Below are 12,770 nucleotides of genomic sequence, written 5' to 3'. Positions count from 1 at the left end.
CTAGCGGATGTCGCGCTGGGGTTGCCTGGCGGGCAGTACCTGCCACTGGAAGTCATAGCTCCACTGGTCGAAGTACAGGTTGCCGCCTGCCCACTCGGCCTCGCCGCGCTGCGAGTCGACCGTTTCCGAGCGGTAATGCTGTTTGGCCGGCACCAGGGGCTGGCCGAAATCATCGTTGAAGGCGATGCGGTAGCCGTCCAGGCCACCCAGGTAGAAGTCGCGCAGCGCAGGCACATCGCTGGCCAGCGCGCCGGTGGTCACGTCCATGGGCAGCCAGCCATACGGCGCCAGGTACACCTGCCCCCAATCGTGCAGGTTGTTGTAGCCGCTGCCATCGTCTGAAAACACCATGCCCGACTGCCAGCGCGCGGGAATGCCGTTCATGCGCAGCAGGGCGATCAGCAGCATCGTCTGCTGGCCGCAGTCGGCATGGCCGGCGCGCAGCGCGTAGTCGCTGATGTTGCTGAGCGTGGAATACTCGCGCGCACCGGCCCAGGGAATGCGATCGACCGCGGCGAACAGCCTGCGTACCACTTCATACGGCCGCGTTTCGCCCTGCAGCACCTGGTCGGAGAACAGCTTCAGCGCCGGGGTGAACTGCACATGCGGCAACTGCTCGGCCAGGTACGGCTGCAACGCGGGGTCGGCAGGCGTGGCCTGCACGCGCGCCGGATCGATGGCCGTATGCCGCGCGAAGATCGTCAGCGCGTAGCGGATCTCGAAGCGGGTGGGTTGCCCGGCCACGGCTTTGGCTTCCATGTACGCCGTGCGCTGCAGGGTGCTGGGCGGCGCCACCTGCGCGTTGCTTGGCGTGCTGCCCAGCCACTGCAGCTGTTCCTGCTGGCCGGCAATCTCGCGCGGGTATGGAATCCACGCGCGCACGGTTTCGCCGGCCGGTACCGCATCGGCTTTCACCGTCAGCGATTGGGTGAACTCGATGCGTTGCGGCAGCACCGCGGCGATGCCGGTGCGCGCGGCCGCGGCCAGTACTTGCTGGTGATGCGCGTTCAGCACTTCATTGGGGCCGGGCGCTGGCAGCGGCGCATCGGCACGGCGGCGCGCACGCGCTTCATCACTGAGCAGGAACAGGTTCGACGGCGCGCGCTTGAAGTACCAGCGGGTGCCGTCGATATCCAGGTGTTCAATCAGCCCGCGCTGGTCCCAGCGCGCGAATTCTTCGTCGGTCAGGTCGGGAATCCAACGGCGCACGGCCGCCTGTGCGGCGGCGCGGTCCAGGCTGAAATCCAGACGGATGCGGCGCATGCGCTCGTCCTGGAACTGCAGTTCGGCGGTGCCGTGCGCTTGTGCGATCAACGCCTGCGCCTGCGCGAAGTGGCCGGCGTCGACGGCATCGATCACCTGCAACAGGCGCACGCCAGACGACGGTGCCGCCGCAGCCGCGCACGCCCACAGCAGCAGCGCGGCACCCAAGCCGGCGGCAACAGGCAGACGCGGTTTGCGAACGACGGATTCCACAGCGACACTTCCCCAGCGCGGGTGGTAACGGCTGTGTAACACGGGCGGCAGGGGTGGTCAATAATTTATTCTTGCTTTCGCCGCCAAAAGGAATAAATATTCCTAACAGGCATTCGAGGAGGGTGTGCAGCGCATGATCCTGGCTTCCCGCAAACCGCGCCGTGGCACCTGGCGCCGCTGGTCCCTGGCCCTGTGCCTGCTGGCCACCCCGGTCTTCGCACAGGCCGCACCCGATCCCGGCGCTCCGCTGCCGTATGTGATCGGGCTGCACGAGGCCTACCTGACCCCGGACTACTGGGCCGCGCGGCTGGACAATGCCGATGCACCGATCCTGGACCGCGCGCAGATCCAGGCGCAGAACGCGCGCATGCGTGCGCTGGATGCCCACATCCAGGATATCGCCGCGCTGCCCGCGCAGCTTTCGGCGCAGCAGGTGCGCGCCAGCATCACCGCCCTGTCGCAGTGGCCGACGCGTGCGCTGTTCAACGACGCCGGCCAGGACATCGCCCCGGCACAGCGCAGCGCGATCGAAGCCAACCTGGGCCTGCAGGGCGTGCCGGCGCAGGTCAGCCCGGCCTATGGCCTGGTGGTGAAGCGCGCCGCACTGCGCACCTTCCCCACCCGACAGCGCGTTTTCAGCAGCCGCGGCGATACCGATATCGATCGCTTCCAGGAATCTGCGCTGTTCCCCGGTGACAAGGTGGCCGTCGTGCACCGCAGTGCTGATGGCCGCTGGCTGTTCGTGCACAGCGAACGCTACAGCGCCTGGATCGAAGCCGAAGCCGTGGCCACCGGCGAGAAGGCCAGCGTGGTTGGCTATGCCACGCAGGGCCCGTACCGCATCGTGACCGGTGCAGTCGCTCATACCGCCTACACCCCGGAAGAACCGCGCGTATCGCGCCTGCAGCTGGACATGGGCGTGCGCCTGCCGGTGCTGGCCGACTGGCCGGCCGCCACCGCGGTGAACGGCCAGCAGGCGCATGCCGCGTGGGTGGTGCAGCTGCCGGTGCGCGAAGCCGACGGAAGCCTGAAGCTGGTGCCGGCCCTGCTGCCGCGCTCGCAGGACACCGCCGCCGACTACCTGCCGCTGACCCCGCGCCTGCTGCTGCAGCAGGCCTTCAAGTTCCTGGGCGAACGCTACGGCTGGGGCCACGACTACGACACCCGCGACTGCAGCGGCTTCGTTTCGGAAATCTACCGCAGCTTCGGCGTGCTGCTGCCGCGCAATACCAGCGCGCAGGCAGTCAGCCAGGCGCTGGACCGCCTGCCGTTCACCGACAAGGACAGCAAGGCCGTGCGCGACCGCGCCGTGGCCAACCTGCAGGTGGGCGACCTGGTCTACATTCCCGGCCACGTGATGATGGCCATCGGCCACGTCGACGGCCGCACCTGGGTCATCCACGATACCGCCGGCGGCAGCTGGTTCGGCGCCGACGGCAAGCGCGTGCAGGCCCATCTGAATGGTGTCTCGGTCACCCCGCTGGAGCCGATGATGGCCAGCGACACCGTCCGCTACATCGACCGCATCACCAACATCCAACGCCTGCGCACCAAGACCCCTGAATGAAGATCACCGCCATCGAACTGGGCATGCTGCGCGTGCCGCTGAAAACGCCGTTCAAGACCGCCCTGCGCACGGTGGAAACCGTGGAGGACGTGGTGGTGCTGGTGCGCACCGATACCGGCCACACCGGCTACGGTGAAGCACCGGCCACCGCGGTGATCACCGGCGATACCCACGGCTCGATCATCGAAGCGATCCGCCACTTCATCGCCCCGCGCCTGATCGGCCAGGAAGTGGTCAACCTCAACCGCCTGTGCGGCCTGGTGCAGACCGCCATGGAGCGCAACACCAGCGCCAAGGCGGCAGTGGAAATCGCCCTGTACGACCTGTGGGCGCAGCTGCACGGCGCACCGCTGTACCAGATGCTGGGCGGCGGCGACCCGGTCATCACCACCGACATCACCATCAGCGTGGACTACATCGACAAGATGGTGGCCGATTCGCTGTCGGCCATCGATCGCGGTTTCGAATCGCTGAAGATCAAGGTGGGCAAGGACATCGGCCTTGACATCGAGCGGGTGAAGGCGATCCACACCGCCGTGCAGGGCCGCGCCCTGCTGCGCCTGGATGCCAACCAGGGCTGGACCGCCAAGCAGGCGGTGCACGCCATGCGCACGCTGGAAGAGGCCGGCGTGGTGCTGGAACTGCTGGAACAGCCGGTGAAGGCCGCCGACATCAACGGCCTGAAGTACGTGACCGACCGGGTGAACACCCCGGTGATGGCCGACGAAAGCGTGTTCAGCCCAAGCCAGGTGATGGACCTGATCCAGCAGCGCGCGGCGGACATCATCAACATCAAGCTGATGAAGACCGGCGGCCTGTCCAACGCGATCCGCATTGCCGACATTGCCGGCATCTACGGCGTGCCGTGCATGATCGGCTGCATGATCGAATCGAGCATCAGCGTGGCCGCCGCCGTGCACCTGGCCGTGGCCAAGAGCGATGTGATCACCAAGGTCGACCTGGACGGCCCCTCGCTGGGCCAGTTCGACCCGGTCAGCGGCGGCGTGCATTTCAACGAATCGGAAATCAGCATTGCCGATGTACCCGGGCTGGGCATCACCGAAGTGCGTGGGCTGGAGATGCTGGGTTGATTCATGCCTTGCGGCTGGATTGGCGTACAACTGACGCTGGGTCGCGCGTTACTTTTCTTTGCGCGCAAAGAAAAGTAACCAAAAGAAACGCTCCGCCATCCGCGAGCCGACGTGCTGCGCACGCCGGTGCCCTGCGCTACAAGGCGGATTCAAGATCCAAGGCAACAGCCGCCGGTAGATCCACGCCACGCGTGGATGCATTTGCCTCTGCCCCACCCCGTATCCCCTTCGCGGCTGGCACGCGCGCGATATGTCCGGGGTCGGGCGGGTGGCGCTTGCAGGGGTGTCCGCGCCATGGGCCCGAGGCATGCCTCGGGCGGGTTGGGCAGGACGCCCAACCCCGGCCTTGCCGTTTGCGCAGGACAGCGCAAACGAGCAAGCGCGGCCAAGCCTCCATGGACGGATTCACGGCGTCCCCTGCAAGCCCCACCCGCCCGACCCAACACATGACCCGCTCTCCGCGACCCACCGCAACGCCTTTGATAACCCCCGGACGCCCCCCATGCCGCCCCTGCTGAAAATCCGCGCCGAGCGTGGGCAGATGTCGGCCATCGAACGCCGCATCGCCGATTTCATCCTGGACAACGCCCACCTGCTGCGCGATTACTCCTCGCAGCAGCTGGCCAGCGCGCTGGGCATCAGCCAGTCCAGCGTGGTGAAGTTCAGCCAGAAGCTGGGCTTCAAGGGCTACCCGGACCTGAAGTATTCCATCGGCCAGGACGTGGCCCGCGCCGGCAGCGCCGCGCCGCAGGCCCCGCATGAGCCCGAGGGCGGCGACGACTACCAGCGGCTGGACGACGCCCTGCAGCGCAGCAAGGCGCAGGCCGAGGAAGAAACCCGCGCAGCCAATCCACGCGAGGAAATCGAACGCATCGTGCAGATGCTCGATGGCGCGCCCAAGCTGTTCGTGTACGGGCTGGGCGACGACGGCCTGTACGCACGCGAATTCGCCATGCGCCTTTCGCTGCTGGGCCTGCTGGTGGTGCCCCACACCGACCCGGTGCTGCTGCTGGCCAACCTGTCCGCCGCGCGGCCCGGCGATGTGCTGCTGGTGTTTTCCGAATTCGGCCACCTGCCGCAGCTTTCGCACCTGTCGCGGCAGTTCCAGGACATGGGCGGCAAGGTCGTCTCGATCACCCGCCATACCGCCAACCCGCTGCGCGCGCACGCCGCCGCGTCGCTGGTGGTCTGCGCGCACGACCGCGCGCCGCAGGTGGCGCAGCTGCTGTACCGTAGTGCCATGCACGCGCTGCTGGATTTCCTGTTCGTGCTGCTGTGCCATGCCAATCCGGATCGCCAGCGCCAGCTGGCGGTGAACCTGGAGCGGATCGACCACCTGTTGGATTCCTGACCGGAGTACCCGCATGAACCGCTTGTTCCGTCGTGCCGTCAGCGTGGGTCTGTTGATCCTGCTGCCGCAGTTGCCCGCCGCCGCCCTCAGCCCGCTGCCGCCGCCCCTGGCACACAGCAACCAGCTGGTGGTGGTGGTGACTGACGACTGGGATGCCACGCAGGGCAAGCTGCAGGCCTACACGCGCGGCGCCAAGGGTTGGCAGCCGCAGGGCCCGGCATTCGACGTGGCGATCGGGCGCAAGGGCAGCGCCTGGGGCCTGGGCCTGGCCGCCGCGCCGATGGACGGCCCGCAGAAGCAGGAAGGCGATGGCCGCAGCCCGGCCGGTGTCTTCGCCATCGGCAGTGCCTTCGGCTACGCTGCCAAGGCCAGCACCGGGCTGACCTATCTGCCGATGCAGCAAAGCAGTTACTGCATGGATGTACCGGCATCGCCGTACTACAACCAGGTGGTGGACGCGCGCGAGGTGGGTGCCGAGGCGGTGAAGGATTCCACCGAGCCGATGCGGCTGGACCTGCACAACAAGGGCGACGTGCGCTATCAACAGGGCTTCATCATTGCCCACAACGCCGGCAACGAACCCGGCCGCGGCAGCTGCATCTTCGCCCATCTGTGGCGCCAGCCCGCCGAAGCCACCGCCGGCTGCACCGCCATGACCGCCGCGCACATGCGCACCCTGCTGGCCTGGCTGAAAGATGACGCGCAGCCACGCTTCGTGCTGCTGCCGCGCGCGCAGTACCTGCATTACCAGGACCGCTGGCAACTGCCCGCATTGACGGGGGCACTGCGTTGAGCGCACAGGACGAACCGCAGCTGCAGCGCGCGGTCAGCCGCTGGCAGATCGTCGGGCTGTCGATCAACGATGTGATCGGCAGCGGCATCTACCTGCTGCCGGCGGCCACGGTCGCCCTGCTCGGCCCCTTCAGCCTGTGGGGCGTGGTCGCCGCCGGCATCGTGGTGGCCCTGCTGGTGCTGTGCTACGCGCAGGCCGCCAGCTACTTCGATGAACCCGGTGGCAGTTACCTGTACGCGCGCGAAGCCTTCGGCCGTTTCGCCGGTTTCGAGATCGGCTGGATGATCTGGCTGACCCGCATCAGTTCCGCCGCCGCACTCAGCAATGCGCTGGCCGATGCCGTGGCGCGCTTCTGGCCCTGGGCCGGTGCCGGCGTCGGCCGGCTTGCGGTCATCGTGCTGTCGCTGGGCTTCCTGACCGGGGTGAACATCATCGGCGTGCGCTCGGCCGCGCGCACCGGCATCGTGCTGGTGATCGGCAAGATGCTGCCGCTGCTGCTGTTCGTGGCCATCGGCGCGTTCTACATCGATCCACAGCTGGCCTTCTCCGGCCAGCGCCCGGATCCGCACGACCTGCAACGCATGGGCGAAGCCGCCCTGCTGCTGCTGTACGCCTATGCCGGGTTCGAGAACATTCCGGCCGCCGCCGGTGAATACCGCAACCCGCGCCGCGATATTCCCTTCGCGCTGATCACCATGATCGTCACCGTCACCGTGATCTACGGTGCGGTGCAGCTGGTCGCGCAGGGCACCCTGGCCGGCCTGGCCAGTTCGGCCACGCCGCTGGCCGATGCCGCCGCCGGCTTCGGTGGCGAGGCGCTGGCGCTGATCCTGACCGTGGGCGCCACCATTTCCATCCTGGGCACCAACAGCAACACCATGATGATGGGCCCGCGCTTCCTGTTCGCCCTGGCTCGCGATGGCTACGGGCCGAAGGTGCTGGCGCAGGTGCATCCGCGCTTCCGCACGCCGGCCGCCGCCATCCTGTGCCAGGGCGTGATCGCGCTGGGCCTGGCGCTGTCCGGTTCGTTCGTACAGCTGGCCCTGCTGTCGATGACCACGCGCCTGTTTGCCTATATCGGCACGGCGGCGGCAGTGCTGGTGCTGGCCAAGCGCTTTGCCGACCGGCCCGGCGCGTTGAAGCTGCCCGGTGGCCCGCTGATTCCGGTGCTGGCGCTGCTGCTGTGCGTGGCGCTGTTCATCAGCGCCAGCTGGCAGAACATCGCCGCCGCGCTGATTGCCTTCGCCATCGGCGCGGTGATCTACAAGCTGCCGCGCAAACCCGACATCGCGTGATCGGGGCCGCCGGGCATGGCCCGGCGCTACCGTGGGGATACCTGCCCTTCACGCAACCGGCCCGGGCTGTTAACCGCTGCCCGGGCACGATCAGGCTTCGTCCACCACGGAGCCCAAGCGATGAGCCCCGACTACCAGATTCCCGGCCGCGTGCCGGAAGACAGCACCCCGCGCCAGGCCGTTTCCGACTATTGGCGCGATCGCTACACGGCCGAGCCGTACTACGACGAAAGCCTGTACTTCGACGACTATGAACCGGCCTATCAGTTGGGCCATTCCGCGCGTGCGCAGGACATCATCCGCGCCTACGAGGAAGTGGAGCGCGAACTGGAAGGCCGCTGGGCGCAGGAACGCGGCAAGAGCCGGCTGGAATGGGCGCAGGCGCGCAACGCGGTGCGCCGTGGCTGGGAAGAATCCGAGCGCGTGCCACGCAATCGGTGAACACGGCTGCGCATCGGTGGCGCCGCGCATGCTCGGCGCCACCGCTCATCCGTCATTCCTGTTCCGGCAGCGGCGGAATGGCCGTCCCACGCGGCGCTTCACCCGCACCTGCCGCGATCAGGTCGCGGGTGTTCTTCTGCACCGCCACCGCACCAAACAGCGACAGCGCGAAAGCCATGCCATAGAAGCCCTTCTCGCTCAGCGCCAGGGTGGCGTTCCACAAGCCCACCAGCAACAGCAGCAGCGCCGACAGCAGCGCAAACCAGCACAGCGCGTAGTACAGCCCGCTCACCGGGATGCCTTCCACCCGGTCGCGCACGCTCTTCTGCAGGGAAACGGCGGCAAACAGGCCGAACAGCAGCAGGGTCAGGTAGTAGCCTTTCTCGTTCAGCGCCATCTGTGCGTTGAACAGGCCGATCAGGTAGGCCACCGCCCCCAGCAGCAGGGCCACCCACGAGGCGGCGATGAAGGCGGGGGACGGTCGGGCGGTAACGGGGGTGTGCATTGCAGATCCTTGCAGACTGGCGGGCATGCATTGCCCGGGCACGGCCACCCTAGACCATTGGCGAAGCGCCGCACAGGGGGCAGCAGGACCTTCGGGCCACGACCGTCACCCCCACGGTGGTATACAACACAGAGCCTGGCCATCCGCATCCCCGTTGGAGATACCCATGACCCGCACGCCCCTGCTGCTCGCCCTCGGCCTGTTGCCGATCCTTGCCACCACCGCCTGCAGCGCCGCCGGCCCGGACACGGCAGCCACCTCCGCAGCCGCCGCAGCGCCGGCCAGCACTGGCGAGCGCCCGTTCACCGCCACCGAAATCAGCCGCTTCGACCAGCCCTGGGCCATGACCTTCCTGCCCGACGGCAGCCTGCTGGTGACCGAAAAGCGCGGCAAGCTGCAGCACGTCGATATCGCCAGCGGCGCCAAGCATGAGATCCGCGGCGTGCCGAAGGTGGCCTATGGCGGCCAGGGTGGCTTCGGCGATGTGATCCTGCATCCGGATTTCGCCCGCAACAATGTCGTTTACGTCAGTTATGCCGAAGAAGGCACGCTGAACACGCGCGGCGCGGCCGTGGCCCGTGCCACCCTGGCACTGGACGCGCAGGGCGGTGGCGAGCTGAAGGATCTGCAGGTCATCTGGCGGCAGACGCCGAAGGTCAGCGGCCAGGGCCACTACGGCCACCGCCTGGCGTTCGGCCCCGATGGCAAGCTGTGGATCGGTTCCAGCGAGCGACAGAAGTTCGATCCGGCGCAGGACATGGGCAGCAACCTGGGCAAGATCGTGCGCCTGAACGACGACGGCACGCTGCCGGCCGACAATCCCTTTGCATCGCAGGGCGGCGTGGCGGCGCAGGTCTGGTCGCTGGGCCATCGCAACATCCTGGGCATCGCCTTCGATGGCAACGGCAAGCTGTGGGCGCAGGAAATGGGCCCGGCCGGCGGTGACGAGCTGAATCTGATCCAGCGCGGCTCCAACTACGGCTATCCCATCGTGTCCAACGGCGATCACTACGATGGCCGCCCGATTCCCGACCATGACACGCGCCCGGAATTTGCCGCGCCGAAGGTCACCTGGAACCCGGTGATTTCCCCGGCTGGGCTGATCTTCTACAACGGCGCGCTGTTCCCGCAGTGGAAGGGCAGCGCCTTCATCGGCGGCCTGTCGTCCACCTCGCTGGTGCGCGTGGCCTTCGACGGCGACAGCGCCCGCGAGGCCGAACGCTTCAACATGGGTGAGCGCATCCGCGAAGTGGAACAGGGCCCGGACGGTGCGCTGTGGCTGCTGGAAGATGGCAGCAAGGCACGCCTGCTGAAGCTCACGCCGAAGGCCTGATCACCTGGCGATGCGCAGCTGGAACGGCCCCGCATGCGGGGCCGTTCCGCTTTTCACTTACTGGATGGTGATGACCTTCACTTCGCTGCGCGTGCACGCCGCATCCAGGCACGTGCCGTTCAACCAGACCTGGCCATCGCCGATCATCACGCCCTGCTGGTTCACGAAGACCTTGCCGAAATCCTGTTCGGACACGGCCTTGACCACCGCCGGGGTAATGATGGTTTCGTAGTTGCGCTGGAACTCACCCGGGCCGGTGATCTTCCTGCCGCCGGCGATATTCAGCGGGAAGCGCACTTCCTCCACCACGGCCGCACGGTCGCCACCGACCACGGCGGTCTTGAACGCGTTGAACACCTTTTCGTATTGCGCGGCGTCGCCCAGCACGCTGTCGATGCGGGCACGCGCGTCGTCGGCGCTGGTTTCAGCCGGCGCGACCGCGGGGGCGGCGGGTTCAACGGCAGGCGTGGGCGCGGCCGCGGCGTCCATCGGCGGCGGTGCGTCGGCCGCCGGTTCGGCCGGCGCGGGCGGCTGCGAACAGGCCGCCAGCAGCAGGGCCGGCATCAGGAAAGCAATCTTGCGCATGCGCGGACTCCATCGGATCGAAAGCCCGATGGTAGCGCCGGGCCACGCCCGGCGTGTTCGTGCATCGTGAGCAAGGCAACGCCGGGCATGGCCCGGCGCTACCGCTTGCCGTAGATCCACGCCATGCGTGGATCAGGGCGCAATCAGCCCTTCAACAGCTCGAACTGCACCGCTTCACCGGCCGCCGACGAGGCACACACCCACACGTCGAACTGGCCCGGCTCGGCACGCAGCACGCCGTCGCGGCCAGTGAACGCCAGCTGCTCGCGGGTCAGGGTGAACACCACCTCGGTCGATTCACCCGGCTGCAGGGCCACCTTGCGGAAGTCCTTCAGTTCACGCACCGGGCGCACGCGGCTGGCCACGCGATCGTGGATGTACAGCTGCGCCACTTCTTCGCCGGCCACGCGGCCGGTGTTGGTCAGGGTGGTGGTCACGGTCAGGGTGTCATCCCAGCCCAGCTGCGCGGCGCTGAGCTGCGGCACGCCGTAGGCGAAAGTGGCGTAGCCGATGCCGTGGCCGAACGGGTACAGCGGCTCGTTCGGAATCTCGCGCCAGCGCGCCTTGAATTCCGACATGGTCGGCAGTTCCGGGCGGCCGGTGCGCGGGTGGTTGTAGAAGTACGGCTGCTGTCCGGACACCTGCGGGAAGCTGACCGGCAGGCGGCCGGACGGGCTGTAATCGCCGAACAGCACATCGGCCACGGCATGGCCGGTCTGCGTGCCCAGGTACCAGGTAACCGCCACGGCGTGCGCATTGCGCACCGCGCCCTGCAGGGCCAGCGCGCGACCGTTGCGCAGCAGCACCACCAGCGGCTTGCCGGTCATCGCCACGGCCTCGGCCAGCGCCTGCTGTGCCGGCGGCAGGGTGATTTCCACGCGCGACTGCGCTTCACCGCTGTACCGCTGCGGTTCGCCCAGTGCCAGCACCACCACATCGGCACGCAGCGCAGCGGCCACGGCCGCTTCGGTGCCGCCCGGGATGGCCGCTTCCAGCTCACAGCCCGGCACGATTTCCAGCAGCGCTGCATCGCCGATGGCCGCGCGCACGCCGGTTTCCAGATCCACGTAGCGCTGCTTGTCGCCGAACAGGGTCCAGCAGCCTTCAATGTTCTCGCGGTCCTGCACGAACGGGCCGATCAGGGCGATCTTCTGCCCGGTCTTCTGCAGCGGCAGCACGTTGTCGCGGTTGTTCAGCAGCACGATGGAACGGCGCGCGGCGTCGCGCGACAGTGCGTCGTGGGCGGCGATGTGCGAGGTGTCTGCTTCGCGGGCCGGGTCCAGCGACCGGTACGGGTCGTCGAACAGGCCGATGGTTTCCTTCAGCCACAGGATGCGGCGCACGCCTTCGTCCAGCACGGCCATCGGCACTTCGCCGCTTTCCACCAGGCCCGGCAGGTGTTCGGCGTAGAAGCCGCTCTGCATGCTCAGGTCCAGGCCAGCGGTGAACGCCTTGGCGGTGGCATCGCGGTCGTCGGCGGCATAGCCGTGGGCGACCAGTTCCATGTCGGCGGTGTAATCGGAAATGACCACGCCCGGGAACTTCCACTCACCGCGCAGGATGTCGGTCAGCAGTTCGGCGTTGGCACTGGCCGGCACGCCGTTGATGTCGTTGAACGAGGACATCACGGTGATCGCGCCGGCATCGAAGGCGGCCTTGAACGGCGGCAGGTGCACGTCGCGCAGGGTCTGCGGCGAGATGTCCACCATGTTGTATTCCATGCCGGCCATCACCGCACCGTAGGCGGCGAAATGCTTGGGCGTGGCCAGCAGCGAATCGGCGGCGCGCAGGTCGCTGCCCTGGAAGCCACGCACGCGGGCGGCGGCGAACGCACAGCCCAGCACCACGTCCTCACCGGCGCCTTCGGCACCGCGGCCCCAGCGCTGGTCGCGGGCGATATCCACCGCCGGCGCGTAGGTCCAGTGCAGGCCGGCTGCGGTGGCCTCGATTGCAGTGGCACGGGCGGTGCGCTCGGCCAGGTCCGGTTCGAAGCTGGCTGCTTCGCCCAGCGGGATCGGGAACACGGTGCGCATGCCGTGGATCACGTCGGCGGCCAGGATCACCGGAATGCCCAGGCGGCTTTCCTCGGTGGCCACCTGCTGGATGCGGCGGCCCAGTTCGGCGCCCACGCCATTGAACAGCGAGCCGACCTTGCCCTCGCGCACCTGCTGCAGCACCTGGTCGGCGTTGCGCACGTTCGCTTCCGGGTTCACGTCCGGCGCGAACGGACGCACCATGTCGGCGAAGACACCCAGCTGGCCGACCTTTTCCTCGACGGTCATCTGGGCAATGAGGGATTCGATGCGATCGGAGGCCACCAGCTGTCCTTATGA

General features: G+C 67.8%; 11 protein-coding genes. 7 read left to right on the top strand and 4 right to left on the bottom strand.

The features are described 5' to 3' along the window. The gene (locus C1930_RS02065) at positions 1–1,476 is read right to left on the bottom strand and encodes a transglutaminase-like domain-containing protein (protein WP_108770956.1); all 1,476 of its coding nucleotides are present in this window, start codon (positions 1,474–1,476) and stop codon (positions 1–3) included. 133 nt (positions 1,477–1,609) lie between these two features. On the opposite strand from C1930_RS02065, the gene C1930_RS02060 reads away from it, so the two are divergent. From C1930_RS02060 to C1930_RS02035, 6 genes are all read left to right on the top strand, one after another. Continuing rightward, entirely contained in the window at positions 1,610–3,043 is a 1,434-nt protein-coding gene (locus tag C1930_RS02060) for an SH3 domain-containing protein (RefSeq protein ID WP_108772520.1), read from the top strand. Then, positions 3,040–4,134 carry a dipeptide epimerase gene (locus C1930_RS02055; RefSeq protein WP_108755213.1) on the top strand — a complete coding sequence of 365 codons (1,095 nt, stop codon included), beginning with the start codon at positions 3,040–3,042 and terminating at the stop codon, positions 4,132–4,134. The genes C1930_RS02060 and C1930_RS02055 overlap by 4 nt, the downstream gene beginning before the upstream one ends. A gap of 502 nt (positions 4,135–4,636) precedes the next feature. Continuing rightward, positions 4,637–5,485, top strand: coding sequence for a MurR/RpiR family transcriptional regulator (locus tag C1930_RS02050; protein ID WP_108755212.1), 849 nt, complete (start codon positions 4,637–4,639; stop codon positions 5,483–5,485). Positions 5,486–5,498: 13 nt separating this feature from the next. Further along, positions 5,499–6,278: a L,D-transpeptidase family protein gene (locus C1930_RS02045; protein ID WP_108755211.1), complete on the top strand. Its 780-nt coding sequence runs from the start codon at positions 5,499–5,501 to the stop codon at positions 6,276–6,278. Continuing rightward, positions 6,275–7,573, top strand: a complete 1,299-nt coding sequence (locus C1930_RS02040) for an amino acid permease (protein ID WP_108770955.1) — start codon at positions 6,275–6,277, stop codon at positions 7,571–7,573. The genes C1930_RS02045 and C1930_RS02040 overlap by 4 nt, the downstream gene beginning before the upstream one ends. A gap of 120 nt (positions 7,574–7,693) precedes the next feature. Then, positions 7,694–8,014 carry a hypothetical protein gene (locus tag C1930_RS02035; RefSeq protein ID WP_108751954.1) on the top strand — a complete coding sequence of 107 codons (321 nt, stop codon included), beginning with the start codon at positions 7,694–7,696 and terminating at the stop codon, positions 8,012–8,014. Positions 8,015–8,066: 52 nt separating this feature from the next. Here C1930_RS02035 and yiaA read toward each other — a convergent pair whose 3' ends face one another. Further along, the gene (gene yiaA, locus C1930_RS02030; protein WP_108761035.1) at positions 8,067–8,519 is read right to left on the bottom strand and encodes an inner membrane protein YiaA; all 453 of its coding nucleotides are present in this window, start codon (positions 8,517–8,519) and stop codon (positions 8,067–8,069) included. Positions 8,520–8,685: 166 nt separating this feature from the next. On the opposite strand from yiaA, the gene C1930_RS02025 reads away from it, so the two are divergent. Next, the gene (locus C1930_RS02025) at positions 8,686–9,852 is read left to right on the top strand and encodes a PQQ-dependent sugar dehydrogenase (protein WP_108770954.1); all 1,167 of its coding nucleotides are present in this window, start codon (positions 8,686–8,688) and stop codon (positions 9,850–9,852) included. A gap of 57 nt (positions 9,853–9,909) precedes the next feature. Here C1930_RS02025 and C1930_RS02020 read toward each other — a convergent pair whose 3' ends face one another. Together C1930_RS02020 and C1930_RS02015 are read right to left on the bottom strand one after the other, a co-directional pair. After that, on the bottom strand, positions 9,910–10,437 hold the full coding sequence (locus tag C1930_RS02020; protein ID WP_108770953.1) for a hypothetical protein: 528 nt from the start codon (positions 10,435–10,437) through the stop codon (positions 9,910–9,912). 143 nt (positions 10,438–10,580) lie between these two features. Then, positions 10,581–12,755 (bottom strand): glycoside hydrolase family 3 N-terminal domain-containing protein, encoded by a 2,175-nt coding sequence (locus tag C1930_RS02015; RefSeq protein ID WP_108770952.1) that lies wholly within the window; start codon positions 12,753–12,755, stop codon positions 10,581–10,583. Between the last annotated feature and the right edge of the window lie 15 nt (positions 12,756–12,770).

This window comes from Stenotrophomonas sp. SAU14A_NAIMI4_8, from assembly GCF_003086695.1.
In the GTDB taxonomy this organism is placed as follows: Bacteria; Pseudomonadota; Gammaproteobacteria; order Xanthomonadales; family Xanthomonadaceae; genus Stenotrophomonas.
Note: the sequence above shows the minus strand (reverse complement) of the source record. Positions and strands in the feature narration are given on the sequence as shown.

Excerpts from the sequence above, each read along its gene's own strand:
- C1930_RS02050 (WP_108755212.1), top strand. The coding sequence starts at position 4,637 with ATGCCGCCCCTGCTGAAAATCCGCGCCGAGCGTGGGCAGATGTCGGCC.
- C1930_RS02060 (WP_108772520.1), top strand. The coding sequence starts at position 1,610 with ATGATCCTGGCTTCCCGCAAACCGCGCCGTGGCACCTGGCGCCGCTGG.
- C1930_RS02020 (WP_108770953.1), bottom strand. The coding sequence starts at position 10,437 with ATGCGCAAGATTGCTTTCCTGATGCCGGCCCTGCTGCTGGCGGCCTGT.
- yiaA (WP_108761035.1), bottom strand. The coding sequence starts at position 8,519 with ATGCACACCCCCGTTACCGCCCGACCGTCCCCCGCCTTCATCGCCGCC.
- C1930_RS02045 (WP_108755211.1), top strand. The coding sequence starts at position 5,499 with ATGAACCGCTTGTTCCGTCGTGCCGTCAGCGTGGGTCTGTTGATCCTG.
- C1930_RS02055 (WP_108755213.1), top strand. The coding sequence starts at position 3,040 with ATGAAGATCACCGCCATCGAACTGGGCATGCTGCGCGTGCCGCTGAAA.
- C1930_RS02035 (WP_108751954.1), top strand. The coding sequence starts at position 7,694 with ATGAGCCCCGACTACCAGATTCCCGGCCGCGTGCCGGAAGACAGCACC.
- C1930_RS02025 (WP_108770954.1), top strand. The coding sequence starts at position 8,686 with ATGACCCGCACGCCCCTGCTGCTCGCCCTCGGCCTGTTGCCGATCCTT.